Here is a 21354-nt window from a genome sequence, read left to right as displayed (position 1 = left end):
CGAGCCTTTTGCTTCATTTATCTCGATGTAATTAGCGTTCACATTCTCAATGCATTAATCTAATAAGCTGTTAAGTACACAGAGTTTTCCTATGTCCCGAAGCCAACGTCTCTTCGATCTGCTCCAATTATTGCGCTGTCATAAATACCCCGTGTCGGCCGATCATCTCGCTAAAGAGCTAAACGTGAGTACTCGCACCATTTATCGAGACATCGTGACACTGCAAGCACAAGGCGCTGAAATTGATGGTGAAGCCGGAGTTGGTTATCAGTTGAAACCGACTTTCACGCTACCGCCGATGATGTTTTCAATGGAAGAGTTGGAAGCATTAAGGCTCGGTGCTGAATGGGTCGCTAAGCAAGCCAATGGCGAGTTCAGCGAATCGGCTAGAAATGCGATTGCCAAGATTTCAGCCGTACTACCTGCTGATCATCAAGCCAAACGCAGTGAAGACATTATTCGTGTCGCTTCTATTATTGAAGTCGCAGAGTTAACCATTGAGCTTTCAGACATCAAGTTGGCAATTAAGCAACAGAACAAAGCTGAAATCCATTACACAGACGCAAAAGATCATGTTAGCGAAAGAATCGTTTGGCCGATGTTGATTGGCTTATTCGAACAGCACTATGTGTTAGTCGCTTGGTGTGAAACGCGAAGTGCGTATCGTAATTTCAGGCTCGATAGGATTGCCGATTGGAAAATGCTTGAAGAAATATATCAACGTCCGCGTCATGACTTAATCAAAGACTGGCAGAACATGGAAGGCATTGCAGATAAAGTGATTCGCTACTGACAAAAACTGTCACTGACTCGCGCTATATTTCTCTCAACCCAAGCGAACTCGATACAATTCGAGTTAACTTAAATCGCAACGGGTTTATTTAGAAACAACATCGCAAATCAAATTGACCAGCCTAGGAGCTACTATGTTTACCATTGATTCATTTGTTCTTTATGTCGCAGACATTCATCGCAGCATGGACTTTTACGCCAAGGCATTTGATTGCGAGCCAAAGCTTCTATCACCAACCTTCGCTGCCTTAGACTTTGCAGACAACGTAAAAATCACACTTAAGCAAGCGGATGTTCTAACCCCAGCAAGCAACATCAAGGGTGGTGGCACTGAGCTCTCTATGCCTGTTGCAGACAAAGAGACATTAGAAAGTCTTTACCAAGCTTGGAAAGAGGAAGGCATTCAATTTGAACAAGAGCCAGAAGAATCGGTTTACGGCATCAACTTCCTTGCTGTTGATCCGGACGGACACCGTATCCGCGTCTTCGCTTAAGCGGACAAGAGCAAGCTGCACTTGGCCGCTTGCTCATCTCATCTCATCTCATCTCATCTCATCTCATAAGAAGCTAACTAACCGAAATCTAGTGTCAGCAACAGTCGTGTTTCGTCAGATGAAGTGACTGGAGAGCGGTGAACAAGACCTGCGTTTTCATTGCCACTCCAACGCTCACCTTTCAATAGCGCCACGTCACCACTCGCCATTTGTTGAATATCAGATTCTCGTGCGTACAAGCCTGATGCAGAATCGGGTTGTCCGTTACTTCCACGACCTAACTTTGAACGATCGACTGAGTCATTCTGTAGCCATTGTGTTGCAACACCGTGGTAAGTGGTCACCAAGCGACAAGGAACTTGGTCGAAATGAAAACGAGGACACATTGCCTTATTTAAAACCGCTAAACGCAACCCTACTTCTTCAAGTTCAAACAAACAACAGAACATATCCACCAACTGTGCCATGTTTTCTAATAGCGCTTTAGAAGCCGTTCCATCTGTCGAAAATTCTAATTTCTCGTAGGCATTATCGGGTGACACACTCACAGATTTACTAAAATTTGGATTCGACGCGATAAACTCACCAATGTCGCCGATTAAATCAGCATCAAACTTACGCTGCCAAATCGCGATGTTGATATCACTTTGATAGATATCGGCTAATACCGTGGGCTGCTCCGAAGCACTAACGCATGGCGTGTGACTCGCCTGATCTTTGATACTCACAGCCGAACTAATATTAAGTGGCTGGTTATTATTGGTTGCCAAAGGCTTCGTTAACACGGCATTCATTACGTCTTCTCCTTGATACATACTTATCGCTTCACTCGTACTGCTACAATCGTTATTCGCAGCAAGAACGAATTTAGTTATGTTATAACATAACTAAAAATACACAAGTCAGTTAACCGATCATGCTTCCAATTATGTAGAGCTGCCTTTCTAGCTTTGGGTAATTCTTAAGATACTGACCTAAGCTTCTATCTACACTTACCAAAGAAACTCATCGATATGGTGACCACTTATGAAAAAGCTAATACCTGCACTCGGTCTGTTTTGTAGCCTCATTTCTGCACCCTCTTTTTCAGAAACGGGCTACACGTTGGATCCAAAGCTATCGAACGTGACGTTCGCAACCATTAAGAAGCAGTTTGTTGTAGAACCCGCATCCATAAAGCCTTTATCTGGTGGGCTGACAGAAGATGGCCAGTTTTCTATTTTGTTAGATTTGAAAAGCCTGAGTACCGGGGTATCCATTCGCGACCAACGACTCAATGAGCTCTACTTCGAATCAATGAGTTTTCCTGAAGTGAAGATCTCCGGAAAGGTTGATCCTTCAATGCTATCTGGCGACCCGAAAAACACCACCATCGCTGCCGAAGTTACCTTGCATGGCGTTACCAAAACCATCGACTTCCCTGTTATGGTTGTTCCTTCTGAAGGTTTTGTGATGGTCAATTCAACATCAACGATCATCGTCAATGGCGCTGATTTTGGGATTTCGACAGAAAACCTCAACAAGCTTTCTGCAACCGTTGGCGGGCTAGCGATTTCCGACAAGGTTCCACTAAGTTTCAATCTCATGTTCGACCAATAATCAACACCTCCCGCCCCACTCTTCTCTCTGACACTGAACCATTTAGCATAGTGCCTGAGAGAAGCGTGTTTGATTGAACATTGTATTTGAGAGGGTGTGCACTTGTTATGCGAAATCAGCTCGACCATACAATCAAACTCAAATAATTCGGAACGTTCGACAAAATAAGACATACTAGAACCATCTATAATGCACATCCGAACTCTTATCTATGCAACCTATTAGCCTCAGCGAACCGTTTACTCTTCCTAATGGTCACGTCATCAAAAACCGCCTGTTTAAATCAGCAATGAGCGAACAACTTGGCGACAAGCAACACAATCCTAAAACTGGGCTAGCGACCTTGTACCAACGTTGGGCAAAAGGTGGGATTGGTTTGTCTATGACGGGAAACGTGATGGTTGATAGGAACGCACTGGGTGAACCAAAGAACGTAGTTTTAGATGAACGCAGTGACCTCACTCAGTTTCAAGCTTGGGCAAGTGCTGGAAAGCAAAATGGCTCACAGATTTGGATGCAGTTAAACCACCCAGGAAAACAGATCCCCAAGTTCCTGTGTGATAAACCTGTCGCTCCTTCTGCTATCTCATTAGAACGCGGATTAGAGAAAGGCTTCAATATCCCGCGAGCACTGACTGATTCAGAAATCCATGAAGTGATTGGTAAGTTTGCCTTAAGCGCTAAGCTAGCAAAACAAGCTGGCTTTACTGGCGTACAAATTCACGGTGCTCATGGCTACCTTGTCAGCCAATTTTTATCTTCGAGACACAACCAACGAGATGATAAATGGGGCGGTTCGTTAGATAACCGACTTCGCTTTGTACTCGAACTGTATCGCGCCATTCGTGCAGAAGTTGGTGAAGATTTTCCTATCGGGATAAAACTCAACAGCGCTGACTTCATGAAAGGCGGCTTTACCGAAGAAGAGTCAATGCACGTTGTTCAAGCGCTTAGCCGTGAAGGTATCGACCTAATTGAAATCTCAGGTGGCACTTACGAGAGCCCGTCGATGATGGGTTCTAAGAACAAAAACGACCCCGTTAAAGCCAGCACAGCGAAACGTGAAGCGTATTTCTTGGATTACATGGTCAAAGTAAGAAAACTAGTTAGCACTCCTTTGGTGGTGACTGGTGGCTTTAGAACCGCACCGGCAATGAACGAAGCGTTGCAAACATCCGCTACCGACTTTATTGGTATTGCTCGTACCATGGCGGTTGATCCAGACTTTCCAAACAAACTCATTGAAAACCCAAGCCATGGAATGCCGTTAGATGTGCCAACCACAGGCAAACCGGTACTAGATAAAATAGCCATGGTGGGCTTAGTTTGGTACGAACATCAAATGTGGCGAATTGCCGCAGGTAAACATGCAGATCCGAAACTGAGCGCTCATGGCGTAGTGATTAAAACGATTTTGAGTGCAGGTTGGCATGCCTTCAAAAAACGTAGGGCATAACACTTTATTCAGGAAAATAGGGAACCTGACATTCCAAAATATGCCGTTGGTGTCACATGTCGTTACATAGCATGGCCCCTTAAGGCTTTACATCTTGGGCGAGGTAAACAACAATCCCTGAGAATAAATCCATAACATAATGTATTTAGAAATTATGAGTAATACAGAAAACAAAAAATCGAGCCCTCTTTTCGAAGTCGTTTTTAACGTCTTTCTTCCTTCATTCATCCTAATGAAGTTCAGTGGAGAAGAGCATCTCGGAACTGGCTTAGCTCTGCTTGTCGCACTCGCCTTCCCTATCGCTTACGGTGGTATGGAGCTCATCCGCAACAAGAAATTTAACTTCATCGCCGCGCTTGGCTTTGTCAGCGTGCTTTTAACGGGCGGCATTGGTTTCTTCGAATTAGACACGCGTTGGTTAGCACTAAAAGAAGCACTAATCCCTGGCTTAATCGGCTTGGCGGTACTTGGTTCTACCTTTACTCGCTACCCATTTATCCAAAAAGTGATCTTCACGCCTGCACTGTTAAACATCTCTCTGATTGAAGAGCGTTTAAGACAGTTTGGTAATCAAGCTAAGTTTGACCGTTGCCTGATGACATCAAACTACATGTTCGCTAGCACATTCGCTTTCTCATCTGCGATGAACTACTTCCTAGCGACTTGGATTGTAACCAGCCCTGCTGGCACTGCAGCTTTCAACGAAGAGCTTGGTAAACTGACACTTTACAGCTACCCAGCGATCGCGATCCCTAGCCTGCTTATGATGCTCGGTATTTTCTACTATATCTGGCGTCAGGTTCGTGACATGACATCGCTAGAAACAGAGCAGATATTTATCACTAAGTAACTGTCACTGATTTCGCACAGAAACGCATATCAAAAGCCCAGCACATACGCTGGGCTTTTTGTTTTTGTACTCGCACCAAGGCGCCTGTTAGGCATTACCTTTGATTGATCAAATGAATCACATCTAAAATTCGAGGTCACTTTTCTCAAGTTTGCTTGAGTAACTGACTTTAAATCCATAATAATCAATGAATTCCATTGATTGAACCGACAGATGCTTTTATAGTCGATTTTGTTGGTTACTTTACAAAGCCCTACCCAATCACTGACATTATTTCAGTTGCGATTGATAAGATCACATCAGCTAGGTGCTAAAGGTAGACGCCAACCGTACTCAATAAGGAATATAGATTATGAACAAATCTCAATTAGTTGAACACATCGCGACTTCTGCAGACATCTCAAAAGACCAAGCAGGCTCAGCATTAAATGCTCTCGTTGAAGGTATTTCTACAACGCTTGCGAACGGTGATGATGTGTCCATCCTTGGATTTGGCAGTTTTAAAGTGAACACTCGTGCTGCACGCACAGGTCGTAACCCACGAACTGGAGAAGAGATTCAAATTTCAGCATCAAAGACGCCAGCATTTAAAGCAGGTAAAGCTTTAAAAGAGGCATGCAACCTTTAACACAGCAATACAACAAGGAAAGTTACAATGACTACGCCAAAGGAAAAAGCGAAAACCAGTCGCAGTAAGAAAGCAGGCAAGTCAACGAAAGCACAAGCCGAAGGGCCGAAGGCTCGTCAACGCATTGAAGAGCTTCTCGAAGAACGCGAACTGGCGAAACTGTTAGAACTATAATTTATATAAGAACTCAAGTTTAGGCTTGAGCAAAGCATAGATTGTTAGTGTTTAAATGCCACTGCAGCCCTGCAGTGGCATTGTTTATTTAGAATTAAGCTCCTACTCCCCCCGTTATCCCTATCAATCCAATGTGATTATTAATAGAGGATTGAATAATTTCTGAACACTAAGTAACTGACTCAATTACATTGCTATACATACCCATACATACCCAAAAGACACTTTTCATTATCATCATCTCCCTTGTTATTTGTGAGAAGAAAGGAAGCTGTTCGCGGCACTGATGTGTTTGTGTTGTGCTTCTTTGTTGAGGTGATTATGAATGTAGTTCGCATGGGAATTGACGCTAATGTCCATAAGAATAAGGGAAAGTACAAAGCGATAATTAAGTTCGCTGCTCGTGCACTGTTTTATTATTCAGATACTAAAAAAATGAATGAGAATTTTAGCTCTGTCGAAAGAAAACTCCTATTCAAAAAGCAGCCAAATTTCCTATCTAAGTTTGTCACCCCTTACTTGTGTACTGACTTTAGTAAAAAAGAAAAAATCGAAATACTATCAAAGCATTATGATTGGTTCGAAAACAAGTTCACAACAGAAGCTCGCCATCAAATATATAACGAAAGGCTTAACCTTCTAGAGCTAGAAATCAGCGAGCAAACCTACTTGCTAAACCTGAGCTTTGAAAGAAATTCGAGAAAAGAAGGCGAGCTCACTCTCTCTCTTACTGATTACATGTTGAACAAAATGTACACCATATCATTCTCTGTTTTTAACAATGATATCTACATTGGTGGCGTTCAAGGCGGAGCAAATGACAATGGTTTCAGCCGTGCATTCACAAAGGCATTTTATGGTTTAAGACCCAAATCCTTTATGGTCGAAACCCTTCGATTAATGGCGATCAGTTTAGGTATTAATCACATCTATGCGGTCAACGAAACTGGACATGTTTCGAATTCATTACGCTATGGGAAGAAAGGAAAAGAGATAAGCCTTAAATACAATTGTTTGTGGGAAGAGCACGACGGGCAACAACATGACAAATGTTTTTACGCCCTGCCTATCCACTCAACAAGGAAAGATCTTGAAGCACTTAAACGTCAGAAACGAAAGCTATATCGTGAGCGCTACGCTTGGTTAGACCTATATGAACAAGACCTACATAACGTAATCAGTCAGCACACTAATGGTGCTGACATGCAACCAATTCAATTAGCAAAAGCGAGCTAATTTAATAGAACAGGGCCGAGGCCTCGCAATCGCGGGGCCTTTGATCCCAGATTCGATTTACCTCTACAGAACAATCCACTTCCAAAAACGAAATTTTAGCTTACTGGCTTTAGACCGATATCGCGTTGACGGTTAGGCTTGAGAAGCGCATGCTTTTATTTCCAAGCAGAACCGTTCTTGGTCGCGTTAATAGCTTAAGCCGCCGATAACTTGTTCTGTATAACGCATTTCATTGAAAGGCTGGTCACATGAATAAAGTTATTATGTTAGTTATGGGGCTGCTGTTTACCAGTCGATTGTTTGCCAGTATTGTGCCGCACGTTAACCAACTTGAGCATGACGCGCCTATCCTCCTACGCTCTGCACTTATCGTTGGTGTTGCGGCTTATGCCGTTTGGACAGCGTTTAAATACTTCAAGAAAAACAAAGCTTCAAGTTCTGACCAGTTGTAACGATAAATACCCAGAAAGCTCAAGGCTCGTCACTGGTGTCGGTTACTTATCCACGAAGTATTCGACTAAGATTTTACGCCACTTCCTAGACTCCCGAATTTGCAGCAGTGCGCGGTTTATCTCTTCTTCATACGGGTTATTTTCCGTGATGATGAAACCATAGTTTTGTTTCTCTAGCTGATACGGCAACACCTCTAAATCTTCAAATTGGCCGCTCATTCTACCGTTACCGATCATATATTTGAGCACCACATCATCGGCTACAATGGCATCTACCTCCCCTTCCTCTAGAGCAACCAAAAGCCTTGGCATATCGATATAGTTTTCGTGTCTGATACCGAAGCTCGTCAATAACAGAGAGGACGTAGTCGCGACCTTGGCACCTACTTTGACATTCGCAAGATCATTAATACCTTTGATCTGTGAAGAGCCTTGGCTAAGCGTGAGTTTACTCGCCAACACAGCGGTAATACTGGCGATAAAAAGCATACTGAATACACCGATGAACACCGTCGCAATTCGCCCTGTTAAGCTCTTAAATTCAAAGTAATTGAAGGGACCTCGGGTAATAAAAAGCAAACCCAAGATAAAGCTCTCTAGCCAACGCCCCGTGCGGCTTTTCATGGTGTATAGCTTTTCGTTTTCTCCATGTTCCAATGCATAGAAGAATGCGCCAATAGCTCCAGCGACAAAGACGATCACTCCAATAATGAGCCACAACGCAGGGTTCAAGAATATCGAATGTAACGTCTCTAAGTAGCCTTTCTTCTTCACTGCGATAGCAAGGTGAGTTTCGTAGAATGAATGTGAGAAATCAGCGAACAGTTCACGTTCTGGCGTGATTGAAATGCAAGAGACACCAATATCGATTTGCCCAGCTTCAATGGAGCTGAGTAAATCATCGAGAGGGTGATTTTCTACCGTGAACTCAACGCCCATGTCTTGGGCGATCTTTTCCCACAGTTCAATGCTGAGTCCATCCCACTCATTATCCATAGAACCAATAATAAAAGGAGGACAAGGGTAAACGCCAACTTTAAGCGGTGCAGCCGAAGAAAAAGTGCTGAAGAATGGAAATAGTAAAACGATTGAAAGAGCACAGTATCGAGATATCGATTTGAAGAATTTTTGCATCAGCAGCCCTCCAGAACAGGGCAGCGATGAATTGAATCGAGTGCAAAGGTTCGTCTAGCGAACACACCTTAGCGTCCTCAAAAATGAAAAGAGTTTATGATAAATTCAATGCTGCCATAGCTTTAATAGTTGTTACTTTAACTATAGAGAACCCTATTTATTCTGCAAAATATTGAGCTCTAAACCTAAGACATAAACTGACTTTGTGCCGATGAACACAACTTCCCATTCTGAATAATTTTGCTCTCTAAGAAGTGAATCTTGCGTCTGCTTTTGACCCATTGAGCGCGAACTTCCAACTCTTGACCAATTGCTATTGGATGATGAAAGCGAGACGTTAAACTCACCGTCATCGCATTGATACTGTTTTGGAACAAACAATGCAGCATCGCGCTGTCGTGTAATGTGGTAACAATACCGCCCTGCATGATGCCATCGTAGCCCTCGACTTTATCTGTTGGTACAATCTTGGCTATAACATCATACTTAGGTTTAACTTCATGCGTGCCAACGGTTTCAAAACAAATGGGGTTGTCTGCGAAAAAACCTTGGCTGCACACTTGGCAACGGCGATGGTTGTGAGGAATGAAAACCTTCATACTTTCCCTTATTCCTTTTTACCCTTAGATTCTTAGAGATTGATATGGCTCGACCAAAAAAACATCGCCAGTTATGTACCCGTGCGGCTTACTCTTGTTTCAAGCCCAATGGTGTTCCTATGGATGAACTTCATAAGGAAGAACTGCTGTTAGAAGAATTGGAAGCCTTGCGCTTAGCGGATCAAGAAGGTCTGAGCCAACTTGAAGCCGCCGAGCAAATGCAGGTGTCGCGCCAAACATTCGGAAACATCATTAAACGAGCACGAACCAAAGTCGCTGAGTGCATCGTCAACGGTCATGCATTAGTGATTCAAGGCTCATAGTTCGAAGCTTTAACTTTGCTTGTCGAAAGGATCTCAAAGAGCACTAATATGATGGCTCAGTAATCTGATACAGCTTTCGGCTTTGCCCTTCGCACACATCCTTGCAATTGCATTCGCGCTCAATGTCTACCTGCGCGAGTCCTCCACAACTGCCTTTTATTGGCTTACGTGAAAAAATCACGCCTATCGCCATTAACGCAATCACTCCAACAAAAGCCATGAGTGTGAGTAAGAATGTCATTTTCGGACACCTCGAATAACATTGAACCTATTTAACTGGGGCGTGAGAATCAACGTTTCTTTCTTGTATCCTTTCTCGCCACACGTTTTCTTGCTGCATCCGCTATTTCGTGACTCTCGGCCGTAATCAAGATCGGTGACTTCTTGCAGATTGTTGAAGTCCAAAGTCGCCACTTCCGCCTTTTCTTTAGACGCAAAAACACGAATATCGTTGTTGAACAAGTGCGCCAACATCTTCTTCCCGATGTGTCGAACCACCACAGCCTGCACATCGTAAGATTTAACGACAGACATCCATTGTTTCTTCTTATTGCACGGGCTATCTGACTCAATCAAAGGGATAAGATGCTTGATTTGTTGTCGCTCATCGACAATAGCTATCTGAGGAGAACGAGCAAAGTGGTTGCCGATATGAAGGTCGCGGCAAGGTACTGCGTATAACATGGTAACTTCCTGTTATTGATGATCAGGAGCTCAGAATACGCCTAGTTATTTGCATATGCCAATAACTATCGTGTGGAAAATTAGATTTACCGTTTGTAGAGATCTAAATGGCAAGTATGCAAAATCTGATTAAACAATAGGTTTCAATTGAATGAAGCGGTTAAATTCTGCACAATCACTCAGTATGGAAACCTGATACGCACGATAAGGAAATCACTATCTCATCAACGATTCTTTGGATAATAGGCACACTGATGTCATTCAGTTTGATGGCCATCGGAGCGCGAGAGCTTAGCGGTAACATCAGTACTTATCAAGTGTTGTTAGTACGAAGCATCATTGGGTTGTGTGTCGTGTCATTTCTGATCATCGCGGCCAAGCAAAAGGGACTGTTTTCAACACAGCGACTCCGCTTACATAGCCTGCGTAATGTCTTTCACTTTGGAGGGCAGTTTGGCTGGTTTGTTGGAATTGGATTACTTCCCCTGTCGGAAGTGTTCGCGCTTGAATTCACCGTCCCACTTTGGACAGCTCTATTGGCGAGCCTTTTCCTGGGCGAAAGTCTGACGCTTAAGAAAATGTTGGCTATCGCATTAGGGCTATTCGGCGTTGTCATCATTGTTCAGCCGACTCAAGATGTCATGAATGCCGGAGCTATTGTCGTGTTGTGTGCAGCTTTTTGTTACGCAGTCGCGCATACGTCGACCAAATCATTAGCCAGCACCGAGGCTCCGCTGAGCATCCTGTTTTACATGTGTTTAATCCAACTGCCTATCGGCTTGATTCTGTCTTGGCAAGTATGGAAAACACCTACAACTCTTGAATCGGCTTGGTTGCTCCTCGTCGCCCTTTCGGCACTCTCCGCTCATTATTGTTTGACCAAAGCCATGAAGAACGCTGAAGTAACTCTGGTGATGATACTCGACTTCTTCAGGCTTCCTGTTATCGCGGTAGTCGGAATTGTGCTTTATGACGAGCCATTGACGTTCTCGCTAATCATCGGTGGTGTGGTGATGCTGCTCGGTAACCTACTCGTTACTTACAAAGGTCGCCGTCCTTCGTAGCCAATAAAAACGACAACCTGCAATCCCGCTTATCAAAGCGTAAGTGTGAAGGTGCTCCCCACACCTAGCTCAGATTTCACTTTCAAAGTGCCTTCGAGGTTCTCGACCATAGCAAGCGCCAAAGATAACCCAAGACCATATCCCTCAACGTTACTTCGGCTGCTGTCGGCTCGGTAAAGCCTTTCAAAAATCAGATCCTGATATTTCTGCTCTATACCTATACCAGTATCTCGAACGCTAATCTCTACCTTATCCAGAGCATTTCTATCTACATGAACCGTCACTTTCCCCTTTGGTTCCGTGTACTTAATGGCATTGTCTACAAGGTTGACCAACACCTGAGACAATTTTTCAGGGTCTGACTGAACAACAACCTTAAGCTCACCTTCCACCAGCAGCTCGATTTGTTTATCTTCAGCGACATCTTCATACCAACTCACCACATTGGTAATCACATCCGATACCTGTGTCGGCACTTTCTGTGGTGTGCGCTTGCCAGTAAGTTCATCGTTTAGCTTCATCAAGGCGGTTAGCATATTACTTGCCTGCATCGCATGTTCAGAACAGTCTGCCAACGCATCTTTCATTGCTCGCTCATCGGCGTTATTCAGCAATGCGGTTTGAGACGCTAAAGTGATGCGAGATAAAGGGGTTCGAATATCATGTGCGATAGCATCGACGGTCGTATTCAAGGTAGTCGTCACGTGCTGCAGTTTCGCAACCGCCGTGTGAACACTGGAACTGATGATGTTGAGGCCTTGTTGCTGTGTTTCAGATTCGGTTTCTTTCTGATCGCTAATGCTGGAAAGTTCTAACTGCCCTTTTTTCAACTTATCGAGCAGATCGCCAAAGGTAATCAGTGGCGACATCGCGCTGTGAATAATTTTACGAGTAAACACCGCAGTAACCGCCACAAGTGCAAGCAATGCGTACAAGGTCATTAACCATTGATTGTAAGCGACATAATCTCTCGAACGGTTGTCCAAGACCAACCAGAAGTCATATTGCTCCCCTTCAATTGCCAAAGACATATAAGGGCTAAGTATGAAGCTCTCTAGCCACGAGCGGTTGTCTTCAATTTGGTAGCTGGAAAAAGGCTCTGTTGCTGGTTGGTGTTGAGTTCCCGCAATGAACGTTCCCTCAGATGAAACGCCCTTTTCAACCTTATAAGCGGCTATGTTGTTCTCAAGTAACCGATGTGGGTTAGCCTCTAAAACGTGAATCAAACGTTCGCTAGAGTCGTAAGTTAGAATACGTTGATACTCAGTCGACATTGACGTAAGAATCTTCTTCTCCGTTTGATAAAGATCGAAAAAGAAAATGGCCCCCACGATCATTTCCACCAGCAGCAAGCAGAGTAGCAAGGTCGACATAAAACGAACCAATAAATGTCTCTGCGTTTTGGCAAGCGCCTGTTCAATACTACGACTTGAGGACATAGCCAACACCTCGAAGTGTGTGAATCAGTGGCTTAGAGAAACCTTTATCGACTTTGCTGCGAAGTCGGCACACGAGCACATCCACAACGTTGGTTTGCGGATCAAACTGATGTCCCCAAACATGCTCAAGAATCGCCGTTTTCGACATCACTGACTCTGGATTTTCCAGCAGTAGCTTCATCAACATAAACTCACGTTGATTGATGGTGATCGTTTGTTGATCTCTTTGTAGCGTGTGCTTTAGAAGGTCTAGACTTAGGGGACCATAATGCAGTTCTAATGGTTGAGATGTCGGTTGCTTTCCTCGGCGCACCAAGGTTTGGCAACGAGCGAGTAACTCAGGAAATGCAAAAGGCTTCACCAAATAATCATCTGCCCCCGACTGCAGCCCTTGCACACGCTCTTCCACCGAGTGCTTGGCACTTAATATGATGACGGGTGTCGCGTAGCCCTGCCCTCGCAGCTCGGCAAGCACTTCAAATCCATCTTTCTTCGGTAACATGATATCGAGAATGATCACGTCGCATTCTGCAGTTACGGCCTCGTGTAATCCATCAACACCATCCGCTGAGTGGGTCACCGTTATCCCTTCTTGCTGAAAACCGTTCACCAAAAATTTTGCGATATGAATGTCATCCTCAATCAATAGTATTTTCATTAACGTCCGTTTATCTGTTAGCCGTGGTCTAAACACACTCTATCAATATCCTTTCTCGAATATAACCAACATTGCAACTTTGTAATGTTCGAGAAAGCTCCTCGTAATCCTGCGTTCGTTAGTATGAACCTGTTGAGTAAATTACCACCTTCTAAAGAAGGTGGCTTTATGTGAGCCCCCTAAAAGGGGGCCTTTGTTTAGTCCAACGCCAATTGCTGCTGCTCCACGCGCTCTTTTTTCTCTTGATGTCTTACATAGCGTCGAATGATTTCTTCATTAACCCCTACGCTATCGACAAAATAGCCCCTTGCCAAAAGTGGTTACCCCAGAGTTTGTTTCTCCTTAAATATGGAAATTTACTAAAGAGTTTTAAAGCTATTTTGCCTTTCAATACGCCCATCAACTTGGATATCGATAACTTAGGCGGAACTTTTACTACCAAGTGCACGTGGTCAACTTGAACGTTTAATTCAACGACTTCACATCCAAGTTGATTACAGTAAACGTTTATACATCGATAAACTTCTTTACCTACATTGTTTTTCAAAATCCTAAATCGATACTTTGGTGTCCACACTATGTGATATTGACATCTCCAAAATACGTGGGAAGCTTGATTATATCTGCTCATGTTATTTGTCCTCTTTGACTTCGCTAAAAATCAAGGGAGCATTTAACATGGGTAGAACTACAGGCAAAGCCAAACTGAATGATAACCACCTACTGAAGTAGGTGGTTTAGGGCTGAAAACAAAAAAGCCCATGTATTGATATGTGCGACTTTTCAAACAGTAAAGGATGGTGCTTGGGGTGTGGGAGAACCCGAGAAGAGTGTAAGGCTTGGAAATCGATGAAGCCTTACGCCATCAATACTCTTAAGAAAGAGCTGCAGAAAAGAAAGTCTCAAATGAAGGCAGATTAACCAAGCCGATTACTTGATGTAAGAGTCTAAGACTTTAAGCACAACTTCCATATCTTCTTCACGCTGAACTTTGTCATCTTCTAGTACCACATGTTCTAGCAGGTGACCTTTGATCACTTCTCGCATCAAGCCATTCACAGCGCCACGAATGGCTGCAATCTGTTGTAATACATCCTGGCATTGCTGTTCTTCATCATCCAACATCTTTTTAAGACCATTAACCTGACCTTGTATCTTGCTCACTCTTGCCTTGAGTTTTTTCTGATCTTTGGCTGTGTGTGACATACGTTGTTACTCAATGTGGTTGGAAGAAAGATTTAACAAGTAATATAGCACCTTACCTATACTGGGGGGTAGTTGCTAAGCCAATAGGGTGTGTAATCCTATCGACGCGTTAAGATCCAAACCAAGCTGCGCGCCACTCAAACATTGACTTAATTAATGCTGCGATGAGCGTTATTCAACGAATTAATAGCGATAAGAGAATTAGACAGGCAGTCATGGATTGAGACAATTTAGAAGTAAACAAACTTACATTTTGAAGTGAACAATGGCACGGATTGTTATAATATAACATTAAACTAAATAACCATTCGTTCTCATGAAACAGCTATTTATTCTAACCAACGCATTCAATCACCTACCTTCGCGCTATGTAAGCCGTTTTTCAGCGGGCTTACGTTCTATTAAGCGCTTGCCTCTTTGGTTGGCATTATTCTCTTTTGCTCCGAGCCTATCTGCTCACCCGCATTCTTGGATTGAAATGAAAACCCACATAGAAGGCGAAAACGGCATGATCACTGGCCTTTCAATGGAATGGTCTTTTGACGCCATGACATCTATGTACATGTTAGACGGGGAAGATGTCTCTCCAGAAAAAGAAGTCGAGACATACAAAAACCTTGCAGCATCCGTCATCGAAAACATGATGTACGAGCACTACTTCACCTACTTCTATGACGGTGAAGAGCCAATCAAATATCAAGTGGCTGAACATGCCAAATTTGAGCGTGACAAAGCCAAGATGGTGCTGACTTTTGACCTGCCACTTTCAAAACCAAAACACGTTACCCGAGACTCGCTTCGCGTGCTGATTTTTGATCCAAGTTACTTCGTCGATATGTCGTGGATCTCAAATAACGATGTGACTTTATCGTCTTCACTCGCAAGACAGTGCCAGTTGGAGATCATTGAACCAAACCCGACACCTGAACAAATGAGCTATGCGATGTCTTTACCTGCCGATGCCGATCCAGACAACACGTTAGGCCAACTGTTTACTCAATCGGTTGAGCTTCACTGTGCTGCAGTTCCAGCTTCTTAATCATAATGGGTCGTTTCAGTTATAAAACGTCTTAACTCAAACTCATTAAACCTCTCACTCAATGAGAAAGGTCTCTGATACAGGTTCTTGTTAAATGCAGAAAAATCAAATCAAAACAAATTACTACCTCATTGGTATTGGCGCTTTATTACTGGTTGCTGTCGGCGCATACCAATTGTGGTCTATGTGGCCATCATTGGTTATCTCTAGTATCCAATGGCAAAGAGAAGTTAACTCAGAGCTTGCTGACCTACTCTATGAAGCTAAGTATAACCCTTGGGGCGCAGGCAGCTACCTCATCGGATTCAGCTTCGTCTACGGCATGCTTCACTCTTTAGGCCCAGGTCACGGTAAGGTTATCGTGTCCACTTACTTAGCAACTCACCCAACTAAGGCGAAAGCGAGTCTCGTGCTCACGGTTGTCTCTGCGTTTTTACAAGCGCTGGTTGCTATCTTACTGGTGAGTGTATTGCTGTGGGGCTTTAGCGCATCAATGCGAGTGGTGAATGACAAGGCTAATATGTTTGTCTCGTTGAGCTTTGCGTTAGTCGCGGTCGTGGGTGCTTTGATCTGTTGGAAAGCTCTGAAAAACATCTATACAACGATGCGTAAGCCAAAGTTGAAAGTGAAAGCCATCACCACATTAGCGGCTGATACGTCTTCGCCAATGTCTGCTCGCTCGTCGATTTCAGTCCAATCACCAATGGCGCTTCGCTCATCAGTATCTCCAGGTTCAATGATGTTGAATCCATCTAGCGCATTACAATCTGCAGAGCACTCTCACGCAGATCATTCTCATGCCGACTGTGGATGCGGCCACCAGCATGTTGCCGATGCAGACGCAATAAACAAAGCTTCAACGCTCCGTGAATACGCCGGAATCATCGTTACTATTGGAGTAAGACCATGTACAGGTGCCATTATGGTTCTGCTGTTCGCGAATATGGTCAGCTTGTATTGGATGGGCGTTCTGAGTGCCTTCGCCATGGCAGTAGGTACCGCGTTCACGACCTCGACGATTGCAATCATGACACTAACAGGTAAGAACTTGGTAAAACGCTATTTGGCAGCAGGTAACAAGAATAACAGTGCGTCACTAAAAGCCGCAGGTCATTATTTACAGCTATTTGGTGGTGTTTTACTTGTCTTAATTGGCTTGTTGCTAATGAGTGGACAAGACAGTGGTATGTCGCCAGTGTTTACTATGTAAGCGCACGATATAATAACAAACCTCAGTTTGTTACAACCTTTGCTGTTTATGCTAACGGACACTAGTCCTTATCTCTCAACCTGAATTAACAACTACATAATTTCTACTAACCTAACTTTACACAGTCCGTTAGGTTAGTCATCAACCATTCAGAACACCACACTAAATGTATAATCTGTAACGAAGCCACATCAAACTGTTACTTTCCTATTCTTAGCTACGTTTCCATAAACTAACTTAGATTATTCTAACAATCCCAAATAACTATCCCCACCTTTTAAAAATATGGGCACAGCTTCCCGCAATCCAGAAACTGCGATCGTGCTCTTCCTATTTTGCAAAAAAATAGAGCAACGGTTTTATCAATTGAGTAACCAGTCGAAATTAAATGCAGCAAGTTTCACATAACAATTCAAACCTCTACCTTACTTCTGCAAATAAAGTTTTCTTCACCCAAATTCTTGGATAAACCATACTCAAAGGTAAACAAATGAAACTATACATTCCGAGCGCCACGCTCAGTGTTTTGTTACTTTCTCCGAGTTTCGCGAATGCCGAAGATATACCTGATTCACACGAATTGCGTAATTTTTCGATACGTTCACAAAGCTCTGGGATAGCCCCACCGCAAGAAGAACTCGGCGTTTATGTTGTCAATTCTGGTCCTGGTCTGGATACCGGTTGTACCTATGCTTCTGGCGGACCTCTACTTATCTCTTTACCTGTTCCTATGGTCGTAAGCCCCAACGTTTTACAAAATGACGGGAGAATAGCCCCAAGTAAACTGGGCGATATGCAGCAAAAAGGCGTTATCGGTTCTAACGCAAGGATCAGCATGCCGGTCTTCGACATAGACTCCAATGCCAACGTCAGTAATATTGCTCCAGAAATAGATGTCGTATCTTTTAACGGAAAATCTTTAAGTACGCTGCAAGGCGCTGATAACCGTTGGACGGATACTAACCTTCAAGTCGATATCAGTGATATCAAGTTCGGCCAAAACAATGAGATTCGCGTCGATATTGATACTGGCAATACGGGAGACAACTGGTGTATGTCTGTCGATTGGGTCTCAATCGAGTTTGATGTTGCCATTCCTGTAGTTCTTGCCCATGGCATTGCTGCACAATCAGACACTTGGGATGATGATACGGCTCCAGGCGTGCTTTCTACACTTGATGACTATGGCATTCGTTATACTCGTTTCTCTGCTGACAAAAATGGGACCACAGCGACTAACGCTAATATCTTGAACAACAAAATTCAGGGTTTTCTCGATGAGTTGAAATCCGATAAAGTTCACGTCATTGCGCACAGTAAAGGCGGGCTAGATACCCAAAACCTCAAAGCACTTAGCCCTTCCTTTGAGATAACCTCCCTTTCTACTTTCTCGACACCTCACCTTGGTAGCGTCGCAGCAGATTTGTCGGTGATAAAAATGGACCACTACGCCGATATCTACAGTAACGTCAGTGCCGATCCAAATAATTACGCAGGCAAATACATGCAGCTCCCAAATATACCGTTTGCAGGCCCTAAAATGCCTGGTATCCGTGATCTAACAACAGATACCGCATCGAACGCGCTCCAAATGCGTACTCGCGGCAATATTGCAAATACATTTTCTATTGGGGCAAATGCCGATCTCAACCAAGACGGTGTTATTGAGAAAGATCCTGACATCGTTGGTCTATTCCCATGGGGTTCGCGTTGGGCGGGCGTTACCGCTTGGCAGGCACTAAGAAGCTTTAGTTCTGCGGCCTACCTCGATACTCAAACTCAGTCGGTCACAACGCCAAGCGTGTATGGACCACAAGCTCATCCAATCACCATAGTCAGTTACCAAGCCATTCAAACAGTACCGCAAGAAAATGATGTTGTTGTGACCTTGGCAAGCGCTAACCCAAGTTATGCCAATGCATTGGGTAACGTATTGGCTAACCATTCAACAATGAAAACGGGACAAAACGTTGAACGTTTTCTACAACAAATTATTTCAATGCGCTAAGGAGTGGCCACAATGAAATTCATCAAGCAATTAGTGATGGTGTTCAGTCTTTTCTGTACCTTCATCACACCGGCTATCGCCAGTAATGCAATACCCGTTGGGATGAGTACAAGTACGACACTATCTCAGCCAGTGACTAATAGCGATAACGAAGTCACAATGTTATTTACCATCGACAAAGCGGAAGCCCTAAAAGCAGAAATCGTCGTGCCGTTGGATGATGCAACCGTATATTTAGTCAAGCCTAACGGGCAAGTCGCAACATCATCCAATGATGTGCAAGCGAACATCCTTTCAGGTGACACACAAAGTCCGCCGCTACCGGGAAGCTATGTATTTTTACCTGAAATCACTAACCCTGAATCTGGCGAATGGAAGATCGTCGTTGATTTTCCAAACCCAAGTTACAACACAGTAATCATTGCTCAAGTTGCGATCCAGTCCCCTATTGCGTTTGGCATGGCGATAGCCGCTAACCAATTTGTGGTCGGTGAACCAGTTCCTGTTTCTGCATTACTGACAAACAAAGGGTTACCGATTACAGGTGCCCAAACCAACGCAGTGATCACTGATGAAACTGGAGTACAAACACGTCTAAAGCTTAAAGATGAAGGTGTCAATTTCGATGCTGTTGCTGAAGATGGTGTCTATAGCAATATTTTTGTTCCACCCACTGAAGGCGAGTACCTAATTGAAGGCACAACGTCTTTTGAAGAATATGGAAAAACTATCAATCGCCAGACAAGTAAAAAAATCCACGTACTACCCGCTGACATTGAATTTGTCAGCCACTCACTCGCTCCATTGTTTTCCTCTGAAGGCTGTGTTATTGCCTTAGAGCAGCGCTTGGAACTTGATGTTAAATCCGCGGGTGACTTTGCCATTCATGGTTACCTCACCGATGGAATTGACGAGCTGAACACAAGCAAACGTCTGCAACTAAAACCTGCGAAGCAAATCGTCAGTCTACAGTACTCAACTGAAGATATTTTTGGCGCGTTTGATTCGACGTCTACTTTGATCTCCAATCCGACGATCATCTACGCAATCACTCAAGATGACATACGAGTTTCAGCTCCTCGAATTCAGTTTGAAGAATTGATTTATTTAGCATCTTTTGAGCGTTGCCGCGAACCGATTGAAGTCACGGGGGATTTAGTCACCACACCGACTATGTCGCAAGATGGAACCTACATTGATTCGCTGAATTTTGAGTTTCCTGTCCATGTTACGCGCAGTGGAACTTACACAGGTTCGGTAAATATCGTGGGGGCAGCCGGAGAGTATTTAGAGCTAGTGAGTTTCCAAGAGCCGCTTGAGGCTGGCGAAAACACTATCAAATTTACCGTTCCTGGTGACACGTTTAAACAAGCCGATGGTCCTTATGAGCTGAACGCACTGTTAATCTATAGTGGCGCTGACTCCTATCGACAAGGAGTCCTCGGTCAAACTCCACCATACCAAGCCTCTGATTTCAGTCCGCCAGTCAACGTGACCCTCCCCTCTAACCTATTCGGGTTAGAAAGAGAAAACTGGCAAGCAACCCCGGCAACACAAGTCACGCAACATCGTGTCGGCGGTTACTTAAGGGCGGGGGCTTCAATCCCATACGACTACGAAACACTAGCGAGTTTTGACTTAAGCGAGGTTCGAGGGAAAATTAAACAGGCAACGCTTATTGTTGATTTCGGAGATTCAACTCTTCAATTCCCATTCAACAATGTGGGAGTATATGTAGTTGATAAAGCGTGGTCTCCGAGTACATTGGATTACGATACATTCTGTCAATCTTTTGCTGTGTGCCCTGCGTGGAGCAATCCGCTAAATACATTCAACAACGTAGAAGCAGGTCAAACGCTTAAGTTTACCAACTCTAAACTATTAGAAGCGTTAAATGAGAAGAGAGTATCTGGGCTGAACAAACTAGATATAGCTCTTACCTCAGCTCCTTATGAAATAAGTTATTTCATTAACGTTAAGCAGGTGTCATTATTCATCGAATACTGACCCCTTGACTGAAATAGAACAAGGTCATGCCCGATGTCTCGCTTCGGGCATGACCTCTCAGAGTGAACGGTGATGAACTTAATAAGCTTTGTATTTTTATTCTCTTAGAGCTTGACTACGCCAGCATCTTCAACAGTAGTGCTAAAGCAACGCTACCCACTTTAGGCCCATCAATCACCAACATAAGATCGAATTTTTATCCAAAAAGGGCAATGGCCCAAACAACAAAGCGACGCCACCGGTCTATCCGTTCCATCACCAATTTTTTAGTTGATCTTAGAGATGCCCCCTAAGATAGCCAT

The 21354-nt window shown here is 43.8% G+C and carries 24 protein-coding genes and 1 pseudogene; 16 read left to right on the top strand and 9 right to left on the bottom strand.

Annotation, left to right across the window (positions count from 1 at the left end):
* The first annotated feature begins 91 nt into the window (after window positions 1–91).
* The gene (locus ITG10_RS15050; RefSeq protein ID WP_026084449.1) at window positions 92–793 is read left to right on the top strand and encodes a YafY family protein; all 702 of its coding nucleotides are present in this window, start codon (window positions 92–94) and stop codon (window positions 791–793) included.
* A gap of 133 nt (window positions 794–926) precedes the next feature.
* Window positions 927–1286, top strand: coding sequence for a VOC family protein (locus ITG10_RS15045; RefSeq protein WP_017632868.1), 360 nt, complete (start codon window positions 927–929; stop codon window positions 1284–1286).
* A gap of 77 nt (window positions 1287–1363) precedes the next feature.
* Here the strand turns inward: ITG10_RS15045 and ITG10_RS15040 are convergent, their stop codons facing one another.
* On the bottom strand, window positions 1364–2080 hold the full coding sequence (locus ITG10_RS15040; protein WP_017632869.1) for a DUF1826 domain-containing protein: 717 nt from the start codon (window positions 2078–2080) through the stop codon (window positions 1364–1366).
* A gap of 232 nt (window positions 2081–2312) precedes the next feature.
* Here ITG10_RS15040 and ITG10_RS15035 point away from each other — a divergent pair, with 232 nt between their 5' ends.
* From ITG10_RS15035 to ITG10_RS15005, 7 genes are all read left to right on the top strand, one after another.
* Window positions 2313–2885, top strand: a complete 573-nt coding sequence (locus ITG10_RS15035) for a YceI family protein (RefSeq protein WP_017632870.1) — start codon at window positions 2313–2315, stop codon at window positions 2883–2885.
* A 211-nt stretch (window positions 2886–3096) separates the two neighbouring features.
* Complete coding sequence (locus ITG10_RS15030; RefSeq protein WP_017632871.1) at window positions 3097–4341, top strand: NADH:flavin oxidoreductase/NADH oxidase family protein; 1245 nt, start codon at window positions 3097–3099, stop codon at window positions 4339–4341.
* A 154-nt stretch (window positions 4342–4495) separates the two neighbouring features.
* Window positions 4496–5191, top strand: coding sequence for a VC0807 family protein (locus ITG10_RS15025; protein ID WP_017632872.1), 696 nt, complete (start codon window positions 4496–4498; stop codon window positions 5189–5191).
* A 352-nt stretch (window positions 5192–5543) separates the two neighbouring features.
* The gene (locus ITG10_RS15020; protein ID WP_017632873.1) at window positions 5544–5819 is read left to right on the top strand and encodes an HU family DNA-binding protein; all 276 of its coding nucleotides are present in this window, start codon (window positions 5544–5546) and stop codon (window positions 5817–5819) included.
* Between the two features lie 27 nt (window positions 5820–5846).
* On the top strand, window positions 5847–5993 hold the full coding sequence (locus ITG10_RS15015) for a hypothetical protein (protein ID WP_017632874.1): 147 nt from the start codon (window positions 5847–5849) through the stop codon (window positions 5991–5993).
* A 321-nt stretch (window positions 5994–6314) separates the two neighbouring features.
* A complete protein-coding gene (locus ITG10_RS15010) occupies window positions 6315–7229 on the top strand; it encodes a VirK/YbjX family protein (protein ID WP_248386473.1) in 915 nt (304 codons plus the stop codon).
* Between the two features lie 248 nt (window positions 7230–7477).
* Window positions 7478–7681, top strand: coding sequence for a hypothetical protein (locus ITG10_RS15005; RefSeq protein ID WP_017632875.1), 204 nt, complete (start codon window positions 7478–7480; stop codon window positions 7679–7681).
* A gap of 42 nt (window positions 7682–7723) precedes the next feature.
* Here the strand turns inward: ITG10_RS15005 and ITG10_RS15000 are convergent, their stop codons facing one another.
* Window positions 7724–8815: a transporter substrate-binding domain-containing protein gene (locus ITG10_RS15000; RefSeq protein ID WP_017632876.1), complete on the bottom strand. Its 1092-nt coding sequence runs from the start codon at window positions 8813–8815 to the stop codon at window positions 7724–7726.
* A gap of 185 nt (window positions 8816–9000) precedes the next feature.
* Window positions 9001–9414, bottom strand: a complete 414-nt coding sequence (locus ITG10_RS14995; protein ID WP_017632877.1) for a PaaI family thioesterase — start codon at window positions 9412–9414, stop codon at window positions 9001–9003.
* Between the two features lie 44 nt (window positions 9415–9458).
* Here ITG10_RS14995 and ITG10_RS14990 point away from each other — a divergent pair, with 44 nt between their 5' ends.
* Entirely contained in the window at window positions 9459–9737 is a 279-nt protein-coding gene (locus ITG10_RS14990; protein WP_017632878.1) for a DUF134 domain-containing protein, read from the top strand.
* A 43-nt stretch (window positions 9738–9780) separates the two neighbouring features.
* Here ITG10_RS14990 and nqrM read toward each other — a convergent pair whose 3' ends face one another.
* Both nqrM and ITG10_RS14980 read right to left on the bottom strand, forming a co-directional pair.
* Window positions 9781–9978 carry a (Na+)-NQR maturation NqrM gene (nqrM, locus tag ITG10_RS14985; RefSeq protein ID WP_248386472.1) on the bottom strand — a complete coding sequence of 66 codons (198 nt, stop codon included), beginning with the start codon at window positions 9976–9978 and terminating at the stop codon, window positions 9781–9783.
* Complete coding sequence (locus ITG10_RS14980) at window positions 9975–10421, bottom strand: NifB/NifX family molybdenum-iron cluster-binding protein (protein ID WP_017632879.1); 447 nt, start codon at window positions 10419–10421, stop codon at window positions 9975–9977. The genes nqrM and ITG10_RS14980 overlap by 4 nt, the downstream gene beginning before the upstream one ends.
* A gap of 239 nt (window positions 10422–10660) precedes the next feature.
* Between ITG10_RS14980 and ITG10_RS14975 the strand changes: the two genes are divergently transcribed.
* Window positions 10661–11485, top strand: coding sequence for a DMT family transporter (locus ITG10_RS14975; RefSeq protein ID WP_026084450.1), 825 nt, complete (start codon window positions 10661–10663; stop codon window positions 11483–11485).
* Between the two features lie 32 nt (window positions 11486–11517).
* On the opposite strand, the gene ITG10_RS14970 is transcribed toward ITG10_RS14975, so the two are convergent.
* The 3 genes and pseudogenes from ITG10_RS14970 to tnpA all read right to left on the bottom strand — a co-directional run bounded on the left by ITG10_RS14970 (window position 11518) and on the right by tnpA (window position 14213).
* The gene (locus ITG10_RS14970; protein ID WP_248386471.1) at window positions 11518–12924 is read right to left on the bottom strand and encodes a HAMP domain-containing sensor histidine kinase; all 1407 of its coding nucleotides are present in this window, start codon (window positions 12922–12924) and stop codon (window positions 11518–11520) included.
* Entirely contained in the window at window positions 12908–13582 is a 675-nt protein-coding gene (locus ITG10_RS14965) for a response regulator transcription factor (protein WP_026084451.1), read from the bottom strand. Before ITG10_RS14965 ends, ITG10_RS14970 begins: the two co-directional genes overlap by 17 nt.
* Window positions 13583–13779: 197 nt before the next feature.
* Window positions 13780–14213 (bottom strand): annotated as a pseudogene (gene tnpA, locus ITG10_RS14960) (IS200/IS605 family transposase).
* Between the two features lie 134 nt (window positions 14214–14347).
* Here tnpA and ITG10_RS14955 point away from each other — a divergent pair.
* A complete protein-coding gene (locus tag ITG10_RS14955; RefSeq protein WP_277619149.1) occupies window positions 14348–14503 on the top strand; it encodes a DUF1289 domain-containing protein in 156 nt (51 codons plus the stop codon).
* A 9-nt stretch (window positions 14504–14512) separates the two neighbouring features.
* On the opposite strand, the gene rcnR is transcribed toward ITG10_RS14955, so the two are convergent.
* The gene (gene rcnR, locus ITG10_RS14950; RefSeq protein ID WP_017631168.1) at window positions 14513–14788 is read right to left on the bottom strand and encodes a Ni(II)/Co(II)-binding transcriptional repressor RcnR; all 276 of its coding nucleotides are present in this window, start codon (window positions 14786–14788) and stop codon (window positions 14513–14515) included.
* Between the two features lie 316 nt (window positions 14789–15104).
* On the opposite strand from rcnR, the gene ITG10_RS14945 reads away from it, so the two are divergent.
* The 4 genes from ITG10_RS14945 (at window position 15105) to ITG10_RS14930 (ending at window position 21052) form a co-directional block, all read left to right on the top strand.
* A complete protein-coding gene (locus ITG10_RS14945; protein WP_248386470.1) occupies window positions 15105–15827 on the top strand; it encodes a DUF1007 family protein in 723 nt (240 codons plus the stop codon).
* A 94-nt stretch (window positions 15828–15921) separates the two neighbouring features.
* Entirely contained in the window at window positions 15922–17037 is a 1116-nt protein-coding gene (locus ITG10_RS14940; RefSeq protein WP_248386469.1) for a nickel/cobalt transporter, read from the top strand.
* Between the two features lie 490 nt (window positions 17038–17527).
* The gene (locus tag ITG10_RS14935; RefSeq protein ID WP_026084183.1) at window positions 17528–19045 is read left to right on the top strand and encodes an alpha/beta hydrolase; all 1518 of its coding nucleotides are present in this window, start codon (window positions 17528–17530) and stop codon (window positions 19043–19045) included.
* A gap of 12 nt (window positions 19046–19057) precedes the next feature.
* Window positions 19058–21052, top strand: a complete 1995-nt coding sequence (locus ITG10_RS14930; RefSeq protein ID WP_017630268.1) for a choice-of-anchor X domain-containing protein — start codon at window positions 19058–19060, stop codon at window positions 21050–21052.
* The last annotated feature ends 302 nt before the right edge of the window (window positions 21053–21354 follow it).

Source organism: Vibrio sp. ED004, from assembly GCF_023206395.1.
Lineage (GTDB): Bacteria > Pseudomonadota > Gammaproteobacteria > Enterobacterales > Vibrionaceae > Vibrio.
This window is presented reverse-complemented; position numbering and strand designations above follow the sequence as displayed.

Coding starts and splice junctions, on each gene's coding strand:
- nqrM (WP_248386472.1), bottom strand. CDS start 9,978: ATGACATTCTTACTCACACTCATGGCTTTTGTTGGAGTGATTGCGTTA.
- ITG10_RS14970 (WP_248386471.1), bottom strand. CDS start 12,924: ATGTCCTCAAGTCGTAGTATTGAACAGGCGCTTGCCAAAACGCAGAGA.
- ITG10_RS15000 (WP_017632876.1), bottom strand. CDS start 8,815: ATGCAAAAATTCTTCAAATCGATATCTCGATACTGTGCTCTTTCAATC.
- ITG10_RS15050 (WP_026084449.1), top strand. CDS start 92: ATGTCCCGAAGCCAACGTCTCTTCGATCTGCTCCAATTATTGCGCTGT.
- ITG10_RS15030 (WP_017632871.1), top strand. CDS start 3,097: ATGCAACCTATTAGCCTCAGCGAACCGTTTACTCTTCCTAATGGTCAC.
- ITG10_RS14980 (WP_017632879.1), bottom strand. CDS start 10,421: ATGTTATACGCAGTACCTTGCCGCGACCTTCATATCGGCAACCACTTT.
- ITG10_RS14935 (WP_026084183.1), top strand. CDS start 17,528: ATGAAACTATACATTCCGAGCGCCACGCTCAGTGTTTTGTTACTTTCT.
- ITG10_RS14930 (WP_017630268.1), top strand. CDS start 19,058: ATGAAATTCATCAAGCAATTAGTGATGGTGTTCAGTCTTTTCTGTACC.
- ITG10_RS15010 (WP_248386473.1), top strand. CDS start 6,315: ATGAATGTAGTTCGCATGGGAATTGACGCTAATGTCCATAAGAATAAG.
- ITG10_RS15015 (WP_017632874.1), top strand. CDS start 5,847: ATGACTACGCCAAAGGAAAAAGCGAAAACCAGTCGCAGTAAGAAAGCA.
- ITG10_RS14990 (WP_017632878.1), top strand. CDS start 9,459: ATGGCTCGACCAAAAAAACATCGCCAGTTATGTACCCGTGCGGCTTAC.
- rcnR (WP_017631168.1), bottom strand. CDS start 14,788: ATGTCACACACAGCCAAAGATCAGAAAAAACTCAAGGCAAGAGTGAGC.
- ITG10_RS15020 (WP_017632873.1), top strand. CDS start 5,544: ATGAACAAATCTCAATTAGTTGAACACATCGCGACTTCTGCAGACATC.
- ITG10_RS14965 (WP_026084451.1), bottom strand. CDS start 13,582: ATGAAAATACTATTGATTGAGGATGACATTCATATCGCAAAATTTTTG.
- ITG10_RS15035 (WP_017632870.1), top strand. CDS start 2,313: ATGAAAAAGCTAATACCTGCACTCGGTCTGTTTTGTAGCCTCATTTCT.
- ITG10_RS14940 (WP_248386469.1), top strand. CDS start 15,922: ATGCAGAAAAATCAAATCAAAACAAATTACTACCTCATTGGTATTGGC.
- ITG10_RS14945 (WP_248386470.1), top strand. CDS start 15,105: ATGAAACAGCTATTTATTCTAACCAACGCATTCAATCACCTACCTTCG.
- ITG10_RS15045 (WP_017632868.1), top strand. CDS start 927: ATGTTTACCATTGATTCATTTGTTCTTTATGTCGCAGACATTCATCGC.
- ITG10_RS15025 (WP_017632872.1), top strand. CDS start 4,496: ATGAGTAATACAGAAAACAAAAAATCGAGCCCTCTTTTCGAAGTCGTT.
- ITG10_RS15005 (WP_017632875.1), top strand. CDS start 7,478: ATGAATAAAGTTATTATGTTAGTTATGGGGCTGCTGTTTACCAGTCGA.
- ITG10_RS15040 (WP_017632869.1), bottom strand. CDS start 2,080: ATGAATGCCGTGTTAACGAAGCCTTTGGCAACCAATAATAACCAGCCA.
- ITG10_RS14995 (WP_017632877.1), bottom strand. CDS start 9,414: ATGAAGGTTTTCATTCCTCACAACCATCGCCGTTGCCAAGTGTGCAGC.